At 60.3% G+C, this 18,011-nt stretch carries 21 protein-coding genes; 17 read left to right on the top strand and 4 right to left on the bottom strand.

Annotated elements, in window-relative coordinates; translation table 11 throughout:
* The first annotated feature begins 107 nt into the window (after positions 1–107).
* From CEW83_RS17360 to CEW83_RS17385, 6 genes are all read left to right on the top strand, one after another.
* A complete protein-coding gene (locus CEW83_RS17360) occupies positions 108–656 on the top strand; it encodes an ankyrin repeat domain-containing protein (RefSeq protein WP_108950465.1) in 549 nt (182 codons plus the stop codon).
* A gap of 70 nt (positions 657–726) precedes the next feature.
* Positions 727–1,701 carry a hypothetical protein gene (locus tag CEW83_RS17365; protein ID WP_108950466.1) on the top strand — a complete coding sequence of 325 codons (975 nt, stop codon included), beginning with the start codon at positions 727–729 and terminating at the stop codon, positions 1,699–1,701.
* 2 nt (positions 1,702–1,703) lie between these two features.
* Entirely contained in the window at positions 1,704–2,096 is a 393-nt protein-coding gene (locus CEW83_RS17370) for a hypothetical protein (protein ID WP_108950467.1), read from the top strand.
* Between the two features lie 69 nt (positions 2,097–2,165).
* Positions 2,166–3,041, top strand: a complete 876-nt coding sequence (locus CEW83_RS17375; protein ID WP_108950468.1) for an HNH endonuclease — start codon at positions 2,166–2,168, stop codon at positions 3,039–3,041.
* A gap of 115 nt (positions 3,042–3,156) precedes the next feature.
* Positions 3,157–3,546: a DUF1428 domain-containing protein gene (locus CEW83_RS17380; RefSeq protein WP_108950469.1), complete on the top strand. Its 390-nt coding sequence runs from the start codon at positions 3,157–3,159 to the stop codon at positions 3,544–3,546.
* A gap of 128 nt (positions 3,547–3,674) precedes the next feature.
* Entirely contained in the window at positions 3,675–4,679 is a 1,005-nt protein-coding gene (locus tag CEW83_RS17385) for an NAD(P)-dependent alcohol dehydrogenase (protein WP_108950470.1), read from the top strand.
* A 45-nt stretch (positions 4,680–4,724) separates the two neighbouring features.
* Here CEW83_RS17385 and CEW83_RS17390 read toward each other — a convergent pair whose 3' ends face one another.
* Both CEW83_RS17390 and CEW83_RS17395 read right to left on the bottom strand, forming a co-directional pair.
* Positions 4,725–6,065: an anaerobic C4-dicarboxylate transporter gene (locus CEW83_RS17390; RefSeq protein ID WP_108950471.1), complete on the bottom strand. Its 1,341-nt coding sequence runs from the start codon at positions 6,063–6,065 to the stop codon at positions 4,725–4,727.
* Positions 6,066–6,199: 134 nt separating this feature from the next.
* Entirely contained in the window at positions 6,200–6,592 is a 393-nt protein-coding gene (locus CEW83_RS17395; protein ID WP_108950472.1) for a hypothetical protein, read from the bottom strand.
* 69 nt (positions 6,593–6,661) lie between these two features.
* Between CEW83_RS17395 and CEW83_RS17400 the strand changes: the two genes are divergently transcribed.
* Both CEW83_RS17400 and CEW83_RS17405 read left to right on the top strand, forming a co-directional pair.
* The gene (locus CEW83_RS17400) at positions 6,662–7,168 is read left to right on the top strand and encodes an ArsI/CadI family heavy metal resistance metalloenzyme (RefSeq protein ID WP_108950473.1); all 507 of its coding nucleotides are present in this window, start codon (positions 6,662–6,664) and stop codon (positions 7,166–7,168) included.
* A gap of 12 nt (positions 7,169–7,180) precedes the next feature.
* Positions 7,181–7,747 (top strand): sigma-70 family RNA polymerase sigma factor, encoded by a 567-nt coding sequence (locus tag CEW83_RS17405; RefSeq protein WP_108950474.1) that lies wholly within the window; start codon positions 7,181–7,183, stop codon positions 7,745–7,747.
* Between the two features lie 326 nt (positions 7,748–8,073).
* On the opposite strand, the gene CEW83_RS17415 is transcribed toward CEW83_RS17405, so the two are convergent.
* Positions 8,074–9,078, bottom strand: coding sequence for a hypothetical protein (locus CEW83_RS17415; protein WP_108950475.1), 1,005 nt, complete (start codon positions 9,076–9,078; stop codon positions 8,074–8,076).
* Between the two features lie 29 nt (positions 9,079–9,107).
* Positions 9,108–12,032 (bottom strand): HD domain-containing phosphohydrolase, encoded by a 2,925-nt coding sequence (locus tag CEW83_RS17420; RefSeq protein WP_234418886.1) that lies wholly within the window; start codon positions 12,030–12,032, stop codon positions 9,108–9,110.
* Between the two features lie 157 nt (positions 12,033–12,189).
* Between CEW83_RS17420 and CEW83_RS17425 the strand changes: the two genes are divergently transcribed.
* From CEW83_RS17425 to CEW83_RS17465, 9 genes are all read left to right on the top strand, one after another.
* The gene (locus CEW83_RS17425; RefSeq protein WP_108951503.1) at positions 12,190–13,236 is read left to right on the top strand and encodes a hypothetical protein; all 1,047 of its coding nucleotides are present in this window, start codon (positions 12,190–12,192) and stop codon (positions 13,234–13,236) included.
* A gap of 251 nt (positions 13,237–13,487) precedes the next feature.
* Positions 13,488–13,877: a DUF2784 domain-containing protein gene (locus tag CEW83_RS17430; protein WP_108950476.1), complete on the top strand. Its 390-nt coding sequence runs from the start codon at positions 13,488–13,490 to the stop codon at positions 13,875–13,877.
* A 42-nt stretch (positions 13,878–13,919) separates the two neighbouring features.
* A complete protein-coding gene (locus CEW83_RS17435) occupies positions 13,920–14,168 on the top strand; it encodes a DUF1272 domain-containing protein (RefSeq protein WP_108950477.1) in 249 nt (82 codons plus the stop codon).
* Positions 14,169–14,562: 394 nt separating this feature from the next.
* Positions 14,563–15,153 (top strand): YMGG-like glycine zipper-containing protein, encoded by a 591-nt coding sequence (locus CEW83_RS17440; protein ID WP_159099487.1) that lies wholly within the window; start codon positions 14,563–14,565, stop codon positions 15,151–15,153.
* Positions 15,154–15,176: 23 nt separating this feature from the next.
* Entirely contained in the window at positions 15,177–15,833 is a 657-nt protein-coding gene (locus CEW83_RS17445) for a DUF6515 family protein (protein ID WP_159099488.1), read from the top strand.
* Between the two features lie 170 nt (positions 15,834–16,003).
* The gene (locus tag CEW83_RS17450) at positions 16,004–16,534 is read left to right on the top strand and encodes an RBBP9/YdeN family alpha/beta hydrolase (protein WP_108951504.1); all 531 of its coding nucleotides are present in this window, start codon (positions 16,004–16,006) and stop codon (positions 16,532–16,534) included.
* A gap of 74 nt (positions 16,535–16,608) precedes the next feature.
* The gene (locus tag CEW83_RS17455) at positions 16,609–16,923 is read left to right on the top strand and encodes an antibiotic biosynthesis monooxygenase family protein (protein ID WP_108950480.1); all 315 of its coding nucleotides are present in this window, start codon (positions 16,609–16,611) and stop codon (positions 16,921–16,923) included.
* 40 nt (positions 16,924–16,963) lie between these two features.
* Positions 16,964–17,380: a hypothetical protein gene (locus CEW83_RS17460; RefSeq protein WP_108950481.1), complete on the top strand. Its 417-nt coding sequence runs from the start codon at positions 16,964–16,966 to the stop codon at positions 17,378–17,380.
* A gap of 239 nt (positions 17,381–17,619) precedes the next feature.
* Complete coding sequence (locus CEW83_RS17465) at positions 17,620–18,006, top strand: VOC family protein (protein ID WP_108950482.1); 387 nt, start codon at positions 17,620–17,622, stop codon at positions 18,004–18,006.
* Positions 18,007–18,011 lie beyond the last annotated feature (5 nt).

Raw genomic sequence — 18,011 nt, forward strand, 5'->3', positions numbered from 1 at the left:
ATTGCGGCTTGCGGCCAAGGGCCCACCATTTCATTCTGGGCCTTTAGCCGCATACCGCAACGGCCCGGTTAGCTCAAACGTTATGTTTTATAAAGGTACCGAGGGCCATGTTTGAAAAATTCAGGAAAATGAACATTGCTCATCGCAAAACTGATGAAGCTTTGTATTCCATGGTCGCTCAAGAGATGGATAGCGGCGTAAGGAACAATGGGCTATGGCTCAAAGCATTAGAGAAGGCAGGTGGAAATAAAGAAAAGCAGCTCGCCGAGTACATAAAGCTTAGGATCCAGTCGTTAAAGGATGACGTGAGTATCCTTTCTGAGTTGTCTGAGGCAGCAAAGCAAATTTCACATAACCTTGATATTGAAGAATTCGTTACGCTTTTGGGTAATGGCTCCCCACTTGAAAATATTAAAGCATATTTATCCGGATTGAATACACAAGAAATATCGGATTTCATCAATCAACCAGATGCCTGCGAGGATTATCCAATTCATATTTCTGTAAAGAAAAATCGGGCAGATATAGCAAGGTGGCTGCTGAGTGCAGGAGCAAATCCTAATCTGAAGAATTACTGGGGCAGCACGGCATTAGAAATTGCCGAAAAGAGAGAAGGTCACGAGGCTATTGCCGTGCTCAAGCAATATTCAACATAACAATGGGCTCCAAGGGACGCTCCGCTTCGCTGCGCGCCCCTGAGCCCAAGCGTTAGTTTTCTTGAGAGCTATGGCAACCGAACTATCCCTACGATCGATTCTGCTTGAACGATTGAATCGCATCCTGAATCCAGCCTTCGAATGGAAGTTCACGTGGACTCTCCTCATCGCTGGTTTTGGATTGATCGGGTACCAGCGCCTAGTTCAACTTGCTGGCAGTATCGAGATCATTCGGCCGGAAGCTCGCATCAAACTAGAACTTTCATCTGGGGCAGATGCAGCGCTTAGTGCACTTGGAATCGCGCTAGTGCTTCTGTCATGTTTATTTTTCTATAAGCTGAAATTTTTGCCGCCGCTTGGTAAAAAGACCTACAAGAATTTGGCCGCCGCAGCCTCGGATATTCGAAAAATCATGGAAGAGAACCGGCGAATTTTCCTGTCTTTCGGACCAAATTCATCGGCTGGAGCAACCGGTGAAATTAGGAATGATCCAAGCTCTTGGCAACAACTACGGCAAGAGACAATCTGCCCGAATAACGAACAAATTCGTAACATACTAAAGACCGTCAAGCGCCTCAGCGCTGTAGAGCAGCCCATAGTTGAGAAGATGCTTTCTCATATAGAAGCTTTCGCACACCATTGTGAAAATCCAAACTATGACTATCGCGATAATCAGTTCCCGCGAGAGTTTTCAAACCTGATTCTAGGCTACTGCGCCAAAGTTAACAGGAGTGCTATTAAGGTTCCGACATACGGCCAATGGCTAAATGAAACGGCTAAGCAACTTGGCTTGAGAATCGACGAAGCTTACATCTTTGGCAGTGCGCTATTTGGGGAAGAAACTTCAGATGTGGACCTGCTCGTCAAGTCACCCGCAAGCTCCATTTCAGAGGTGAAAGACCAAGCCGCTCTTTGGGAAGAGGTTTCCACCGAATTTTCTGCAAAGTTTAGTTTGCGACTGCACATGGTCGTTTTTTCAAACTTGGAAGCCGATGCCTACGTCGGATTCATTTCGAAAGTTGGACACATGGAAAGAGTGATCTAGCGATGGGACGTGATCTTTATTACACCATTCCGCAGTTCTTCGAAAATTCACTAGACAATCACGCTATGGTTTTGTCCTGGCGCAGGGTTGATGACCCTAATGATGACAAAGACTTCTTGTATCAAATCTGTCGGGCGAATGGGCTAAGCGACATCATCGTCCATGCATCGGATACATACAGCTATACGCTGACGGACTACTATCAAAAGCCCCGCCAACTGGTGCAGGGATCGTTCATCTATATCGCAAGGCCGGAGGCCCGTTACGACTGGGGGATCGTTGAGATTGCCCAACAAGATCGAATTAGCATCGGGAAGTTCGGCGCAATCATGGGAGCGTTGTATGTACCTCAACATTGGAATTACGTTCCTAGAGAACGTAGAGACGAAAACTAACCCGGCAGTCGAGCGGGCCTGCGCGAAAAGCCGCGCAGGCCGCTCACTTCTACGTTAGCCAGCGAAGCCATGTCCTCCCTTTCCGAAGTCCCCGAGCATCAAAACCACGAACGCGAAGCCGTCTTGTTTGCTGCGGCGGCTCGTGCTCTTGGGGCGTATGGCTATTCGTTGCTTGAGTTTGATGTCGGTGGAAAGAAAGCGCGCCGACGCTATGTGAATTGCGTTTCACCAAACGGTGAAACGTGCTCCATCTGGATCAAGAGCGCCACGCACTGGCCCCAAATGGCCGAAGCTGTTCGGTTCCCCTGGAAAAAACTCGCCGTTTCTCCTGATGGGGTGGGCGCTGTTACTGTGGCTTGTGAAGCCGCTGCGGAGCGCGGCGCTACACATCTCCTAGCAATCGCAGGTGACGAAAATTCTGGTGTGCTATCTGTCGCCCGTCTCTATACGTTGCCAGATGTACCGCCGCTCGTCGCAACTCAGTCAGCGGCCATCAATAGCGTGTTCTATCGCGCACACAGTGCAGCGCTGGTACTGCAAGCTATTGCCCCGGAATTCGCAGAAGCAGTTGCCGCAGCTAACGCTGCCGGCATCGATATTCTTTCCCGACCTCGGCTGGGCTCCACTGCCATCGTAGAAAAGACTGTCACTCGCGTTCGCTCTGGCAATGTGTATCGACGTGACCCAAAGGTTCGCGCAAAGGTTCTCCAAATCGCTGGCGGCCGCTGCGAATGCTGCGGCGACCTTGGGTTTCTAACTGAAGCCGGCGAAAGGTATCTCGAAACGCATCACGTTGTCGGCGTATCCGAACGTGGCCCTGATTCGAGCGGCAATATCGTTGCTGTGTGCCCTCTGTGTCATCGCAAGGCGCACTACGCCGCCGACCGTATACAGATCGAACGCAAAATGTTGGAAGCAATTCGTCGGCGGGGGCGATCCAATTGAAATCGCTGGCTAACCCGGCGGTCGACCCCGTTCGCTTCGCTCTCTGGACGTTGCGCGATGAAGCCGCGCAGCGCCGGTCACCTCTACGTTGGGGCGCACAGGGGGAGAACATCGCTTGAGCTACTTTGATTGTTACCTCGCTCCGGTTCCGAAAGAAAATCGTTTCGCCTATGAGGAACTTGCCCGCATCTCGGAGCGCGTTGCGCTGGAGTGTGGGGCGATTCGTGTCGTCGAGTGCTGGTTGGACGAATGCGGCCCCGACGTAACCACCTACCACGCCCGAGAAGCAAGGCTTGAATCAAAACAATACGGTTCGTTTGCTCAGGTCGCAGGTGCTCTTAAGGGCGAGACAGTCGTCATGTCATTCGTCGAGTGGCCAGACAAACAAACCCGAGACATCGGCATGGAGAAACTCGTAAGTGATCCAAGAATGCAATTCGAATGTCAGCCGCCAGCATTTGACGGAAAGCGCCTCATTGCAGCTGGCTTCATTCCAATGCTGTAAAAGCCAACCGATCCCCAACCCGGCAGTTCACACGGGCGCTGCGCGATAAAGTCGCGCAGCGCCCGTGACTTCCACGTTGGATAACGCGAAAGACCTCTGCTCAAAGCACCCATTGAGGGCGACAGCCTATGAAAGCAGTCGTGTATGAGCGATATGGGCCACCCGAGGTTCTTGAATTCAAGGAAGTCGAAAAGCCCGCGCCCAAGAACAACGAAGTCCTGATAAAGATTCATGCGACCACGGTCACATCAGCCGACTGGAGGGTGCGAAGCCTCAATGTGCCTGCCGGCTTCGGGCTCATCACGCGTTTGGTGTTTGGTGTGTCGAAACCCAGACAGCCCATACTTGGGTCGGAGTTGGCCGGGATCGTTGAGTCGGTCGGCAAGGACGTCAGGAATTTCAAGATCGGCGACGAGGTGTTTGCGTTCAGCGATGCCGCCATGGGGTGTCATGCCGAGTACAAATGCATGCCGGAAGACGGCGCTGTGGTACTCAAGCCGCCCAGCTTGTCCTACGACGAAGCCGCCGCGCTTTCTTTTGGCGGAACGACGGCGTTGGATTTCTTGCGCAGAGGCGAACTTCAAAGCGGGGAAAAAATACTGGTCAATGGTGCTTCCGGAGGTGTGGGCACCGCTGTGGTACAACTTGCCAGGCACTTCGGCGCAGAGGTGACCGGGGTGTGCAGCACCGCGAACATGGCGTTGGTCAGATCGCTGGGCGCCAGCCATGTTATTGACTACACCAAGGAGGATTTCACGAAGAATGGTGAGACCTATGATGTCATTGTCGATACCGTCGGCACGGCGCCATTCTCCCGCAGCAAGGCTTCGTTGAAAGAAGGAGGACGCCTTCTCTTGGTATTGGCTGGGCTGCCCGAAATGCTTCGAGCTCCATGGGTGTCGATGACGAGCAGCAAGAAGGTCATTGCCGGCCCAGTCTCTGTGCGTACGGAAGATTTGCGTTTTCTCGCGAGGTTGGCTCAGGCGGGAGAATTCAAACCGGTTATTGATCGGCGCTATCCTTTCGAGCAGATAGCCGAGGCCCACCGCTACGTGGACACCGGACGCAAGAAGGGAAATGTCGTCATCACGGTGGCGCATCGCATGAATCGCGAGGACGCGTTTGAGGCGTAGCCGGGCGCAATCGCTGCGCACGGGTCGATGGCTTCTTAATCACGTTCAGATCAGTCCTGCCGCGCCGGCAAGAATATATCCGCTCAGGCAGGAGGTGCCCACGCCGAGCAGGCCGGGAATGATGAAGCTGTGGTTGATGACATATTTGCCGATGCGCGTCGTGCCGGAGCGGTCAAACTGGATGGCGGCAAGATCGCTGGGGTAGGTGGGCAAAATGTAGTAGCCATAGGACGCAGCGGCAAAGGCAACGATATAGCCGGGGGGCAGGCCGATGGCCAGACCGACGGGGACCATGGCAGAAATGGCAGCCGCTTGCGAGTTCACCAGCTTGGAGACCAGCAGCAGGACGATTGCGTAAGACCAGGGTTGCGTCTTGACCAGCTCACCCAGCGAGGTTTTGAGGGCATCCAGGTGGGCGGCGAACACGGTGTCGGCCATCCAGGCGATACCGAATACGGCGACCACGGCGATCATGCCGGCGCGAAAAACCTCGGTCTTGCCGATGGTGGCAGGGTCGGTCTTTGTGAGCATGATCATCAGCGAGCCCGCCAGCAGCATGAACATCTGGATCGTCAGTACCATTGACATGGGCTTGCCGCCAAACTCCGGGCGCAAGGCGGGAACCGCGCCGAGAAGGGCCACGATGGCGATCGCGCCCAAGAATATCCACATCGCCACCCATTGATCTTTGCTGAGCGTCTTGCCCATCAGCGTGGCGCTGCTTCCGTAAACGCTTTCACGCCTTGCTGGGTCGGCAATCAGGGCCTGGAAATCCTTGTCGTCGGCGAGTTCCTTGCCACGGAACCAGCTGAAAATGCCGATCACGAACACACCGAACAGCGTCGACGGAATGGTGATCGAGAGCACCTGGACGAAGTCGATCACGTGGCCGTCCACCGGTACCTTGGCCAGAAAGGCGACCAGCGCCACCACCGCCACTGAGACCGGGCTTGCAAGAATCCCCATCTGGGCCGACACCGACGATGCGGCCATGGGGCGCTCAGGGCGTATGTTGTTCTTGATGGCGATGTCGTAGATGATGGGCAGCATGGTGTAGACCACGTGGCCCGTGCCACACAGGATGGTCAGAAAGCAGGTGGTGAATGGCGCCAGTATCGAGATGTACTTGGGATTGCGGCGCAGCAGCTTTTCGGCGCCCTTGAGCATCACGTCGAGACCACCGGATGCCTGCAGCGTGGCGGAGGCTGCGACTACAGCAATGATGGTCAGCATGACGTCCACCGGCGGTTTGCCCGGCGCCAGCTTGAACACGTAGGTCATGATGACGACGCCCAGACCGCCAAGCAGGCCCAGTGCGACCCCACCTTTGCGGGCGCCATAGAAAAGGCAGACCAGAATGACCGCTACCTGCAACAAGATATCCATGACAGATCTCCCTTGTGATGCCCCGATTCTATGAGCATTTCACGGTCTGATGCTTGATTGTCCGGCCATTTTGAAGAGCAGCAGACGCGGCAGCGCCTCAGCCTGCCTGGCCGAATCAGCTATCAGCAGACGAATCAGGTTGCAGGCCCGCAGGCATACCAGCGTTTTGTCCCGTTCATTGCGGGCGTCTTGCAGTGGAGCCGTTCCAGCACCTTGTTGTGGCCCGTGAGCTCGCGCACCGCCGGCGTCTCAGGAAAGGCATCGAACAGCTCACGGGGCAGCCAGTACGGACAGTGCTTGGGTTTTGCCCACGCCCCCACATGATCCCGCGGGCTCAAGCGCTGACCTTTCCGGAAATCAGTCCTGCGCACCTGGTGTTGCTGAAGCAGGGCATCTGCGCCGCGCATCTGGAGCAAGGCGATCACTGAGTACGTGCCGTAGAAGCGGTCAGTCAGAATCGGATTGCCAGCGGTGATGCGTCCCAGTAGGTCGCGAAACACGTCGTGCCCGGTGCGTCTTGCGACCATTTGTACGGTTTTCCGTCTATACAGGAGCATCGGGCACGATGCGTCACTCAACCTTGACCGGAGTCTCAAATGAAACGCTTTCACGTACACCTTGCGGTCGACGATCTCGCGACAAGCATCGCCTTCTACAGCAGGCTTTTCGGGCAAAGTCCGTCGAAGCAGCAGCAGGACTACGCGAAGTGGATGCTCGATGATCCACGCCTGAACTTTGCCATCTCTGCGCGGGGGCACGCGACCGGCCTTAACCACTTTGGCATGCAAACCGATTCCCCCGAAGAACTGGCGGACCTCAAGGCGCTGGCGGACGATGCCTCTGGCGGCATGACGCTGGATCAGGGTGAGGCGAACTGCTGCTACGCCAGGAGCGAGAAGCACTGGACGGTCGACCCTCAGGGGGTGGCGTGGGAGCACTTTTTCACGATGGGTGATATCGCGACCTATGGTGAAGACGCTGCAGTGCAAGTGGGCGCGTGCTGTGCCCCGTCGGATGCGCCGGATGCCGCCGCAACGCAAGCGTCTGCTGCCTGCTGCGTGCCGGGTGTGGCGGGGCGGAATCAGGATTCGTGTTGCCGCTGAGACCGCAGATCCATGCAAGCGGCAGATGACGACCTCGGCGCGGCTTTTGCCCGCTTGCGGCAAAGCCTGCGCAGCTATCTGCGCCGGCGTGTTTCTGATCCCGCGCAGGCAGAGGACTTGCTGCAGGATGTTTTCGTGAAGGCACTCGCGTCACAGCAGGCCGGACGTCACATCGACAACCTGACGGGATGGCTCTATGCCGCCGCTCGAACGGCGGTTGCAGACCACTACCGCAGCGCAGGCGTTTCGATGGAGGCGCTCGACGACGAGATGCCCTGTGCCGAACTCGACGACATGCGAATGCATCAGGCACTTTCGGCCTGCCTGCGCCCTTTCGTGGATCAGCTTGCGCCGCGCTACCGGGAGGCGCTGATCGCGACCGACTTCGAGGGTGAAACGATGCGCTCGGTCGCCGAGAAGCAGGGCGTGTCGGTGTCGGCGATCAAGAGCCGGGTTGTGCGTGCGCGTGCGATGCTCAAGGACAAGGTGCTGGCATGCTGTCATGTCGAGATCACCGACGCCACGGTCAGTGACTACCATCGTATTTCGTCGTCGAGTTGCGGCGGGAAATGCACGTGAGCACGGGGCCGGCCCTTCGCGTGCCTGCGCTGAATGGGGGCTCAAGGAGATGTGAGATCAAACGACTCTGACCCCTTTGAAAACATATTTCAGTTGCACCGACTGTGCCGTGGAGGCCGGGCGCGTGGAGAAGGCGGGCGGGCAGACCCGGAAGCCCAAGATGTCCATCGGTCAGAACGGGTTCATTGCGCTTGCCATCGATACCGAAGGCAACATGATCGGACTGCATTCGCTGAAGTAAGCAGCGTATCGGCATGAGCCGTGCCCGGAGATCGTGTTGAGGTGATGCGCTCGATGCGGGGTGGCGGGCGAGCGGGGCGGGATGCTCAGCCCGTTTCGAGCCATGCCATAAGGCCGATGCCGCCGAACAGCACGATCAGGAAGCCGACGCTGATGGCAAGCGCCTTCCACGGGATGGGCGGTGCCGACCACGGGGCGCCGAGTTGCTCGAATAGCGGCCGCAGTGCGAACTGGTAGACCGGCAGCATGGGTTTGCGCAGGTTGCCGCGCAACAGCAGCGCCGGGTTGCCGAGGCGGGTGAAATGCGCCTGGCCGTCGGTGTCGAAGTGGAGCAGGTATTCGGATGGGGCCAGGGACAGACGTCGGGGTGGCGGCAGACTGACGGGGCGCGGCAGCCAGGGGTGAGCGCGGTTCAGGAAGGCGGTGAAATCCCGGCTCGATCCGCAGAACAGCAGGCGCTCGGGTGTCACACGATGCAGGGCTTGTTCGACCTCCCACCACAGACCGCTGCCCGTGCCGATCATGAAGGCCACCAAGCGGGCCTGGCCCATGAGTCCGATTACCCGGGCCTGCCATTCCGCATCATCGACATAGAGTCGCCGCGCGCCCAGGGGCGGAAGGACTTCGCCGGGGCGACCGATGGCGATGACGGGGCCGATGCCTTGCAGAGCCTCGACGAAGTTCTCTTCACGGGTCGAGATTACGAACGGATTGATCTGCGCAAGTTGTGGCGGTGAGGCGAGCTTGGCGTCGTCACCGAAGGCGCGCAGGTATAGCACCGGGGGACGCGTGTCCTCGGGTGCGGAGACGGATTCGAGCGCTGCGCGTAGCTGGCGGCCCTTGTTGATAAGGCGAATGCCGCCAACCAGCAGTGGCGAGCCGACGGCAGCGAATACGCCCCATGCGAGCGCACTTGATGGCACCGCCTCGGGCCAGAGGGATTCGGCCAGGATCGCCAGCACCGCCGTTGCGGCACCGCTGAGCGGTAGGGCGGCGACGATGAGCGCGATACCGAGCGCGCGCCAGAAGTTGGGGCGATCCGATAGCGCAGTTGAGGTGCGTTCCGGGGAGGGCGTCTGCTGTTGGCGCATTTTCGTGGCGCTCGGCGATGGGCGCTCAGTCAACGCCCTTGAGCGAGAAAGGCGTCGATGTCGATGTCGTCGATCTGCTCGCTGTGCATGTAGCGCCGAGCGTATTCGAGATGTACGCCGGCGCGCAGGAAGAGTTCGAACAGCTCGCCATCGATATGGTTTTCTGCTGCCATGCGCGCCATGATCGTGAGCGATTCGGTAAGGGTCTTGCCGCGCTTGTAGGGGCGATCAATCGCGGTCAGGGCCTCGAAGATGTCTGCAATCGCCATCATCCTTGCGAGCGGACTCATCTGCTCACCGGTGAGCCGCTTCGGATAGCCGGTGCCGTCCATCTTTTCGTGATGTTGAGCGGCAATCTCGGGGACGTTGCTCAGATGACGCGGATAAACCAGTTGCTGCAGCATGATCTCGGTCTGCACGATGTGCTCGTTGATCTTGTAGCGTTCCTCTTTGGTCAGCGTTCCGCGCGATACCGTCAGGTTGTGCAATTCGCCCCTGTCATATAGCCACTGAGGCACGTCCATGCGGAAGCCCCACGGATTGTCCTCATCGAAACGCTCGCTCTCACGGCGCTCGAACAGGTGCTCGGGCTTGTCCGCGAGCACCTGTTCGAGCGCCGGCAGCGCTGCCGCCGGCTCGCGGGACTTGCGCGCGAGCTCTTCGTGGGAGATGCCGATGCGGTCGTCCAGGGTGCGCGTCCAGGTGCGGGCGCCAATCCGGCGCAGACGCTCGATCGCTTCAGGCTGCATCTCTTCGCTGCCGATATTGCACTCGGCGACGAAGGCAAAGTCGGCGTCCAGTTCGGCCAGCTCACGCTGCATGCGTGCGTCGGCCGCGGCGCCGGGCTCGCCGGCAGCAATGGCGCGCAGGGTACGGATTTCCGCCTCGCGCTTGAGCACTTCAAAGCGCATGCGTACTTCGTGGATGCGGTCCTGAATGGTTTCGAGCTTGGTCGATTTGTCGATTACGAACTCCGGCGTCGTGACCTTGCCACAGTCGTGCAGCCATCCTGCGAGATGCAGGGCCTCCCGGTCTTGATCGTTGAGACTGAAGTTGCGGTAGGGCCCGTCGGTGGCGTCGCAGGCAGCTTGCGCGAGCATTTTCACCAGTTCGGGCACCCTGCTGCAGTGACCGCCGGTATAAGGGCTCTTGGCGTCGATCGCGCCTGCAATCACCTTTACGAAGGAGTCGAACAACTCGCGCTGCAGTTTGATCAGCTCCTGATTCTCCAGTGCAACCGCGGCGGCACTGGACAGGGCGTCGATGAAGCGTAGCTGTGCGTCCTCGATGCGGCTATTGCGCAGTAGTAGCATCGCTCCGATGAGTTGCCCCTCGCGGTTCCTCAATGGAACGGCGATCGCCCATTGCATGGGTGTCTGCGTTGTGGGCAGACCGAGGGCGGAGCGATCGGTTTCGCTGAGCAGAAAGGCACTCGCCCTGACCCCGCTCAGGGCGTGCTGGGCCGGGCAGTGGGGTGCTGCGAGATCGATGGCCGGTAGCCTGGTGTCGATGGGCTCGCCGTTCGCGCCCTGCGTTGCCATCGCGCTGATACGGGCGTCTTCGCAGAGGTAGACGACCCCGGAATCAGCCGACGCCGCGGACAGTGTTTCTGATAGCAATAACGGCAGCAGGCGATCGAAATCGTGCTCAGCGGCTAGTGCGGTGTTGATATCGAGAAAGCGCTGAATGGTGCGCTTCATGTCACCGATCGTCACCGTCAGCGCGCGCACCTCGGTGACGAAGGATCGAATCATGATTGGGGCGGAGAAGTTGAAATGCCGAATGGCCTCGACTTCGCCGACAAGTACGCGCAATGGTCCCGTCAGCGCGCGAGCGAGCGCCCAGGTCAAAGGGATGGACAGGAGCACGACAAGTGCTGTGATCCACGCCGATGCATTGCGGATGGTGAATGCTGCCGCAAGCAGTTCGCTTTCGGGGGCTGCAGTGACAAGGTAGAGCGTGGGGCCTGCGCTCGGGAGCCGCTGAATGCCCACGCGCCAGTTCTCGCTGTCGATCGACGTCCGCCGCACAAGCATGGTGTTGCCGACGACCTCCGACAGGGCGCTGGATACACTCTCCAGGGCGGGTACGCCGAAGCTTTCAACGCGAATCAGGCCCGGTTCGTCGTGTTCGGTGGAGATCTCGCCTGTCAGCTCCCTGTCGCCGCTGTAGGCGACGACGAAGCCTTCGCCATCGAGCAGGGCCAGCTCCGAGTTGGGTGTCACCTTCAGTTTGGCCAGATTGGAGCTCAAGGTGGCGAGCTGGATGTCGGCACCGATCACCGCGCCGTCGACAACGCGTGCCGGTGTGGCCAGTGTGGCACCTACCTTGCGATTGGAGTAGAACACGTAGGGCGCTGTCTGCACCGGGCCGCCACTTGCGAGGGCGTCGCTGAACCAGGGGCGCCGGCGGGGGTCGTACTGCGCTGCATAGTCGGGGCGGTCGTCGATTCGGAGCGGATTCAGAGCGGCATCGAGATAGCGATATTCGCCCTTGGACGGCGTGCCATGTTCGATGCTCTGGATGACGAATGCCGTGCCTTCGGGGGCGTCGAGGCTCACGCGCTCTGCCTCGTTGAGGATCCGCCGCATGAACAGGAAGTCGCCGTTCGGATAGCCGACGTAGAGCGATGACAGGGCGGTTGAATGCAGCAGCGCGGTGCGGATGAAATCGGCACTGGCGAGGCGGGCGTCGAGCGAGCTCGCGCTCAGCCCGGGTTCGCGTGCAAGCAGGCCAATGGCCATCCGTGCAGGGGCAAAGATCCCGTCGAGCGTGCCCAGGGTCTCTCTGGTGATGCGCTGGGCTAGGTCGTCTGCCACCGTTTCCAGCATGTTGTGGCTGAAGTGGTAGCCGAGACCGCCGATTACCCCGCCGAGAAGAACGATCAGGACGGCGAACAAGGTCGAGATATGGACGTGCAGTGGAAAGTTGCGGGTCATGATCCTGACGCTCATCACATGTCCACTTGATGATGGCACAGCAGACGGGCATCTGCGCGCCTGTGAGGCCGGTGGACCTGCCGATGGGGCGGCTTTGCAACGCGTGGGGCTAAAGAAATCTGCCCTGCGGCCGTTAATGGCATGGTCGGGTTCTGTCGTGAAGGTCATCGCCATGAAAATCGCCGCATTCAATGTTGAACTGCAGTCCTCTCGTCAATTTGCCGAGTCGTTCACGATGAGCGAGCGCCTCGATGTTTGGCGCGATGGACGCGCCGAGACGGGAACGGGGCGCGACAACGTGCGTATTTCCGATGCTGCCCGCTTTGCTCAATCGGCTGAGTCCGCTGCGGGGGAGTCTCAGGCTACCGCTGCAGCGAGTGAGAGCGACGCGATCAGCAAGGACCCGAAACTGGGCATGTTGATTCGGATGATCGAGTTCTTCACCGGACGACCGGTGCGCTTGCTCGATACGCGGGATCTGGGGACACCGCCGGAGTCCGGCGCACCCGATGGCGGTACCGGTGCCGCCGCTGCGAATACGCCCCGGCGCGCCGGCTTCGGCCTCGAATACGATTTCAGTGCGACGTACTCGGAGTCGGAAACGACCTCGTTCTCGGCCTCGGGCATGGTACGCACTGCCGATGGAGCCGAAATCCGCTTCGATCTTGGCCTCACGGTGTCGCGCAGTTACAGCGAATCGGTTTCGTTCAGCATGCGCGCGGGCGATCAGCGCGTGAAGGATCCGTTGATCCTGGATTTCGGCGGTCCGTCTGCGGCACTTTCCGGAATGCGTTTCGACTTCGATCTCGACGGGGACGGTACCAAGGAGTCGCTACCGATGGTTGGCGGCAGTGGCTTCCTCGCCTTTGATCGCGACGGCAATGGCCGCATCGACAACGGGCGCGAACTCTTCGGCCCCACCAGCGGCGACGGCTTCGCCGAACTTGCTGCTCTTGATGACGACGGCAACGGTTGGATCGATGAAGCGGATGCTGCATGGTCACGGTTGCGCGTGTGGCAACCCGATGCCGAGGGCAATGGACAGGCGCAGACGCTCAAGGATGCGGGCGTCGGTGCCTTCTATCTGGGGCAGGTCGATACCCGGTTCAGCATCAGGAATGCGGCCAATGAAACCCTGGGGCAGATGCGCACCAGCAGCATCTACCTGCGTGAGGACGGCAGTGCGGGGAGCGTCAGCCAGATCGATCTCGCTGTCTGAGATACCTCGCACGCCTTGCTCACTTACGCTGTCGCGGCATGCCGATCCTTGGTCTGGAGCGGTCCTGTCTGCTCATGCAGAGGTGACTTCATCAGCTTGATGGAGCCCATATGCACGACCGTTCGCGCTGCCGACCCGGGGGGCGTTCTCCGCGTCGCGGCTTCGTTCAACAAGGCACTCAAGCGCACCGCTTACGCTGCGCGCCAGCGCTTTGCTTCGGCCCGCGTTAGATCGTCGTAGAGGAGCGCTCATTGCCTTATCAGACCCTTGCGGATACGGTACTTCTCCTGCACTTCGGCGTCGTCCTGTTCGTGGTGCTGGGCTTGCCGGCCATCATCATCGGAAACAAGGTGGGGTGGTCGTGGGTAAACGGGTTCGGGGTACGCCTGGCGCACTTGCTCGCCATCGTGGTCGTCGCCCTGCAGGCCTGGCTCGGACAATACTGCCCGCTCACAATCCTTGAGTCATGGCTCCGCCGGCAAGGCGGCCAGTCTGTCTACGCAAGCACCTTCATCGAACACTGGGTTCAGCGCGTGCTGTACTACGAGGCGCCGCTGTGGGTCTTCGCCACGATTTACACCGGTTTCGGCCTTCTTGTAGTTTGGGCGTGGTGGCGTTACCCGCCTCAGGTGAGCAAGTGAGATCAAACGACTCTGACCCCTTTGAAAACAGGAGTGCATCGAATGCTGCAACTTCGTCCCAACTGTGAGTGCTGTGACAAGGATCTGCCGCCGGACTCCGCTGAGGCCCGGATCTGTTCGTTTGAGTGCACCTTCTGCGCGAGTTGCGCGGATGGCGTGTTGCATGGGGTGTGTCCGAATTGCGGTGGCGAACTGCTTGCCCGCCCGCGGCGCCCAGTGGCCAAACTCGAGAAGAATCCGGCCTCGACTGAGCGCGTCTTGAATCCGGCGGGCTGCGGCAAGGTGGCCTGAGGCTGCGGACTGGCTGAGAGTCCGCGCAGCAACTGGAAGGCAACGGGCCTGCTGGCGGGAGCGACGCACACCGGCCTGCGCACAGGCAGGAGGAGCGAACACATCCGGCCGGGCGCTTCGACGCCGGACGCCTGTGGGGACATCCTCAAGCGTTTTCGGAACCGCGGTAGTTCCTGCGCGCACGTGCGCCAACACATTCCCTTACGAAGCGATTACACGGGGACATCCGCCCGGCGCGGCGCGGGGGGACACTTGCTCCAGTGCCAGCGCAGTAATGGTGAGCGGTCCACAATGGCCGGTCATCGTGCGATCTGAGCGCTTGCGCTGTCGGAGACAGGTGCGTGCAGTTCCCGCAGAGACCTTCCCCGCAGCGACCTATTTCGGGGGAATTGTGATGTCGTTCAAATCTGGAACTCGATCGGGCGTTCGTCGCTCCGGCTTGCTTCTGCTGCTTGTGGCGGGTCTGGTCGGTGGTTGTGCCGCACCTCCGCCCGGGCATCGTATTGGCGGCGATGAGCCGCTGCCGCAGGTTGCACGCCGGCAGGCTACGGATCTGGTGATCTACCCCTTGCGGGGGCAGAGCCAGGGTCAGCAGCGGCGGGATCGCTATGAGTGCCATCAATGGGCGGTAGATCAGTCGGGCTTCGACCCGGCAACCATGAGTCAGACGCCGACAGAGGTGCCGCGGGTCGAGCCCTCGCCGCCTGCCGGTACGGGTGTTGTTCAGGGCACAGTGACCGGTGCGGTGCTGGGGGCGGTGGTTTCCGGGCCGCGTCATGGGGGCGAAGGTGCCGCCGTCGGCGCGGTTGTCGGCGCAATCGCCGGAGCCGCCAGCGATTCGGCTCGGCAGGCACAGGCGGAGCGCGTCCAGGATGCGTATGCGCGACGTGCCGCAGCGCGTGACGAGGTTTATACCGAAAAGGAAAGCCGCTATCGGCGCGCAATTGAAGCGTGTCTGGATGGCCGCGGCTACCAGGTCAGATAAATCGTTCAGGAAAAGGAGTGATCATGTCTTCCAGACTGACAGGTGTTTCGCGACTCATGGGTGCCGTGATCTGTGCCGGCCTGCTTTTTGGTGCCGGCATCGCGCAGGCCGAGCCTGCGCACCGGGGTGGAGACGGCGATCGTCGCGGGGGCTGGGTGGATCCCCGCTTTGCGCGCGGCGTCGTGGTGCCGAGACTGCCTCAGGGGCATCGCGTCGTTCGCCACCGCGATATCGATTTCTACTACGCGTCTGGCCATTGGTTCCGGCCGATGGGGGCACGCTTCGTCGTTGTCGCACCGCCCATCGGTCTCGTTGTGCCAGTGTTGCCGAATGGTTTCGTGAGCGTGACCATTGGCGGGCGCTCGCTTTACCGCTACGACGATACCTACTATGCGCGTCACGACCGTGGCTATGTCGTGGTCGAGCCGCCGCGGCAGGATGACGCGCGGCGTGCCTCGGGTGGGGAGGACCGGCTGTTCGTGTATCCGAAGATGAACCAGTCGGAGAAGGTGCAGGCGACAGACCGCTACGAATGCCACGAGTGGGGCAGTGTTCAGACTGGTTACGATCCGACGCTGAGCTATGGCGGTGTCGGGCCGGAACAGGCAGAAAGCCTGCGCGCCGACTACCTGCGGGCGATGACGGCCTGCCTGGAGGCGAGAGGCTATACGGTGCGCTAGCGACTGCGGACCGCAGCGGGCCTGATGTCTCCGGCGTTAGAATCAGCTGCGGGGGCGTTTCCATGTAACGTGGCCTGACGGGTTGGCCGGCTGCGGCCGGCCCGCACTGCACATTCATGTACAAAGATTCGGCGACGTCAGAAGTCAGCTGCTCGGCAAAGGAGTCCGTGGTGTCCGCAAAAGTCCTCATCCTGCCCGGTTACGGAAACTCGGGGGCGCTGCACTGGCAGTCGCGCTGGGAGCAGGCGAATCCCGCTTTTGTCCGTGTGCAGCAGCGCGACTGGGACGCGCCGGTTTGTGATGACTGGGTTGCAGCCATCGAAGACGCTGTGCGCAGCGCGGGGCCCGATGTGGTTCTGGTCGCCCACAGCCTCGGCTGCCTCGCGGTCGCGCACTGGGCCGCGACGCCGCATTCGCCGATCCGGGGCGCTTTGCTGGTTGCGGTGCCCGATCCGGAAGGCCCGGATTTTCCGGCACAGGCATCGGGCTTCGGCGAGCCGCCGGCAAGGCCGTTTGCCTTCAGCAGCACCGTGGTCATCAGCGACGATGACCCGTATGGCACGCCGGCCTATTCCGCACAGCTTGCAGAGGCATGGGGCAGCCGCGCGGTTCGCATCGGCAGTTGCGGTCACATCAACGCGGAAAGTGGCCTCGGTGACTGGGCGGCGGGCTTCGAACTGCTCCGCCAACTGCGCGACTAGGCCTGTTTTGGCTGGCGTTGCGGTGCAGGTCGGGCCGCGCACCCCAGCGATCGCTCCAACCTCTGGGAGATGTCATGACAATTGCAGATACACCAAGCCCGCCGTACTACGCAGTCATTTTCAGTTCCCTTCGGACCGACGGCGACAACGGCTATGGTGCGATGGCCGAGCGGATGCTCGATCTGGCGGCGGAGCAGGAAGGGTTTCTTGGCGCAGAGGGCGCGCGGGAAGGGCTCGGAATCACCGTCTCGTACTGGAGTAGCCTCGAAGCCATCCGCAAATGGAAGCAGAACGCCGAGCATCTCGACGCGCAGCGCCTCGGACGCGAGCACTGGTATTCGGCGTTCAAGGTTCGCGTGGCCAGGGTCGAGCGGGACTACGGCATCTGACCGGGCTGGGCCGTGAGGGAGCTGACAGTACACACCGATCATGCCTGCCATTCTTGCATTGCCGCACATCTGGAAGTATCTCGTCGCCTGGTTCGCGATGCTGCTCGTGTCCATTGCGAATGGCGTGGTTCGTGACCTCACCTATGGCACGCACATGAGCGCGCTCGCCGCGCATCAGGTCTCGACGGCGTGCGGCATGGTGCTGCTTGGTCTCGTGATCCGCGTCGTCGACCGCCTGGCGCCACCCTCCTGCGCTCGCGAGGCCGTTGCCATTGGCCTGTTCTGGGCAACGCTGACGATTGCGTTCGAGTTCATCTTCTTTCACTACGTCGGTGCGCATTCCTGGGCGGCGCTGCTCGCCAACTACAATGTCCTTGAAGGTCGGGTCTGGGTCTTTCTGCTGCTCTGGATCGCGGTGGCGCCCTATGTGTTTTTCCGCCTCCGCCGTCCGGTCTGAAGCATGCGTACCGGGCTTGTGCCACGCGCTCGCGAGCGCTGCCACGACATGACGTGTTCCGGCCACGCCTCACCGCGCACAGGAATCGCCTACCCGTTCGCAGACCGAGCACCTAAGATGAAACACCGAAAGCCCGCTTCCGGTTCGCCACAGGCGGTTTGCACTCGCGCCTGAGCGAACCCCGCCACCGTGGCCGCTGAAGCCGGGCTTCACGGCTCATACGGCACTGGAGGAGGGGCATGATGAACAACCCGGTTGGCTGGTTCGAGATCTACGTGGAAGACATGGGGCGCGCCAAGGCCTTTTACGAGGCGATGCTTGAAGTGGCGCTGTCGAAGCTGGAGAGTCCCGTCGAAGACGAGATCGAGATGTGGGCGTTTCCGATGGCGTTCGAGCAGTTCGGCGCATCCGGCGCGCTGGTGCGGATGCCGGGCTTCTCGTCCGGCGCCAATAGCGTGCTGATCTATTTCAGCTGTGCGGACTGTGCGGTGGAAGCGGCGCGCGCAGAGAAGGCGGGCGGGAAGATCTTCAAGCCCAAGATGTCCATCGGCGAGTATGGGCATATCGCGCTCGTGACCGACACCGAGGGCAACATGATCGGCCTGCATTCGATGCCGCGCGCCTGAGCTGC

This window comes from Parazoarcus communis, from assembly GCF_003111645.1.
Lineage (GTDB): Bacteria > Pseudomonadota > Gammaproteobacteria > Burkholderiales > Rhodocyclaceae > Parazoarcus > Parazoarcus communis_A.

What these genes read in the sequence shown, in the direction of transcription:
- CEW83_RS17360 (WP_108950465.1), top strand. Translation starts at nt 108, where the DNA reads ATGTTTGAAAAATTCAGGAAAATGAACATTGCTCATCGCAAAACTGAT.
- CEW83_RS17365 (WP_108950466.1), top strand. Translation starts at nt 727, where the DNA reads ATGGCAACCGAACTATCCCTACGATCGATTCTGCTTGAACGATTGAAT.
- CEW83_RS17370 (WP_108950467.1), top strand. Translation starts at nt 1,704, where the DNA reads ATGGGACGTGATCTTTATTACACCATTCCGCAGTTCTTCGAAAATTCA.
- CEW83_RS17375 (WP_108950468.1), top strand. Translation starts at nt 2,166, where the DNA reads ATGTCCTCCCTTTCCGAAGTCCCCGAGCATCAAAACCACGAACGCGAA.
- CEW83_RS17385 (WP_108950470.1), top strand. Translation starts at nt 3,675, where the DNA reads ATGAAAGCAGTCGTGTATGAGCGATATGGGCCACCCGAGGTTCTTGAA.
- CEW83_RS17390 (WP_108950471.1), bottom strand. Translation starts at nt 6,065, where the DNA reads ATGGATATCTTGTTGCAGGTAGCGGTCATTCTGGTCTGCCTTTTCTAT.
- CEW83_RS17395 (WP_108950472.1), bottom strand. Translation starts at nt 6,592, where the DNA reads ATGGTCGCAAGACGCACCGGGCACGACGTGTTTCGCGACCTACTGGGA.
- CEW83_RS17400 (WP_108950473.1), top strand. Translation starts at nt 6,662, where the DNA reads ATGAAACGCTTTCACGTACACCTTGCGGTCGACGATCTCGCGACAAGC.
- CEW83_RS17405 (WP_108950474.1), top strand. Translation starts at nt 7,181, where the DNA reads ATGCAAGCGGCAGATGACGACCTCGGCGCGGCTTTTGCCCGCTTGCGG.
- CEW83_RS17415 (WP_108950475.1), bottom strand. Translation starts at nt 9,078, where the DNA reads ATGCGCCAACAGCAGACGCCCTCCCCGGAACGCACCTCAACTGCGCTA.
- CEW83_RS17420 (WP_234418886.1), bottom strand. Translation starts at nt 12,032, where the DNA reads ATGAGCGTCAGGATCATGACCCGCAACTTTCCACTGCACGTCCATATC.
- CEW83_RS17425 (WP_108951503.1), top strand. Translation starts at nt 12,190, where the DNA reads ATGAAAATCGCCGCATTCAATGTTGAACTGCAGTCCTCTCGTCAATTT.
- CEW83_RS17435 (WP_108950477.1), top strand. Translation starts at nt 13,920, where the DNA reads ATGCTGCAACTTCGTCCCAACTGTGAGTGCTGTGACAAGGATCTGCCG.
- CEW83_RS17440 (WP_159099487.1), top strand. Translation starts at nt 14,563, where the DNA reads ATGTCGTTCAAATCTGGAACTCGATCGGGCGTTCGTCGCTCCGGCTTG.
- CEW83_RS17445 (WP_159099488.1), top strand. Translation starts at nt 15,177, where the DNA reads ATGTCTTCCAGACTGACAGGTGTTTCGCGACTCATGGGTGCCGTGATC.
- CEW83_RS17455 (WP_108950480.1), top strand. Translation starts at nt 16,609, where the DNA reads ATGACAATTGCAGATACACCAAGCCCGCCGTACTACGCAGTCATTTTC.
- CEW83_RS17460 (WP_108950481.1), top strand. Translation starts at nt 16,964, where the DNA reads ATGCCTGCCATTCTTGCATTGCCGCACATCTGGAAGTATCTCGTCGCC.
- CEW83_RS17465 (WP_108950482.1), top strand. Translation starts at nt 17,620, where the DNA reads ATGATGAACAACCCGGTTGGCTGGTTCGAGATCTACGTGGAAGACATG.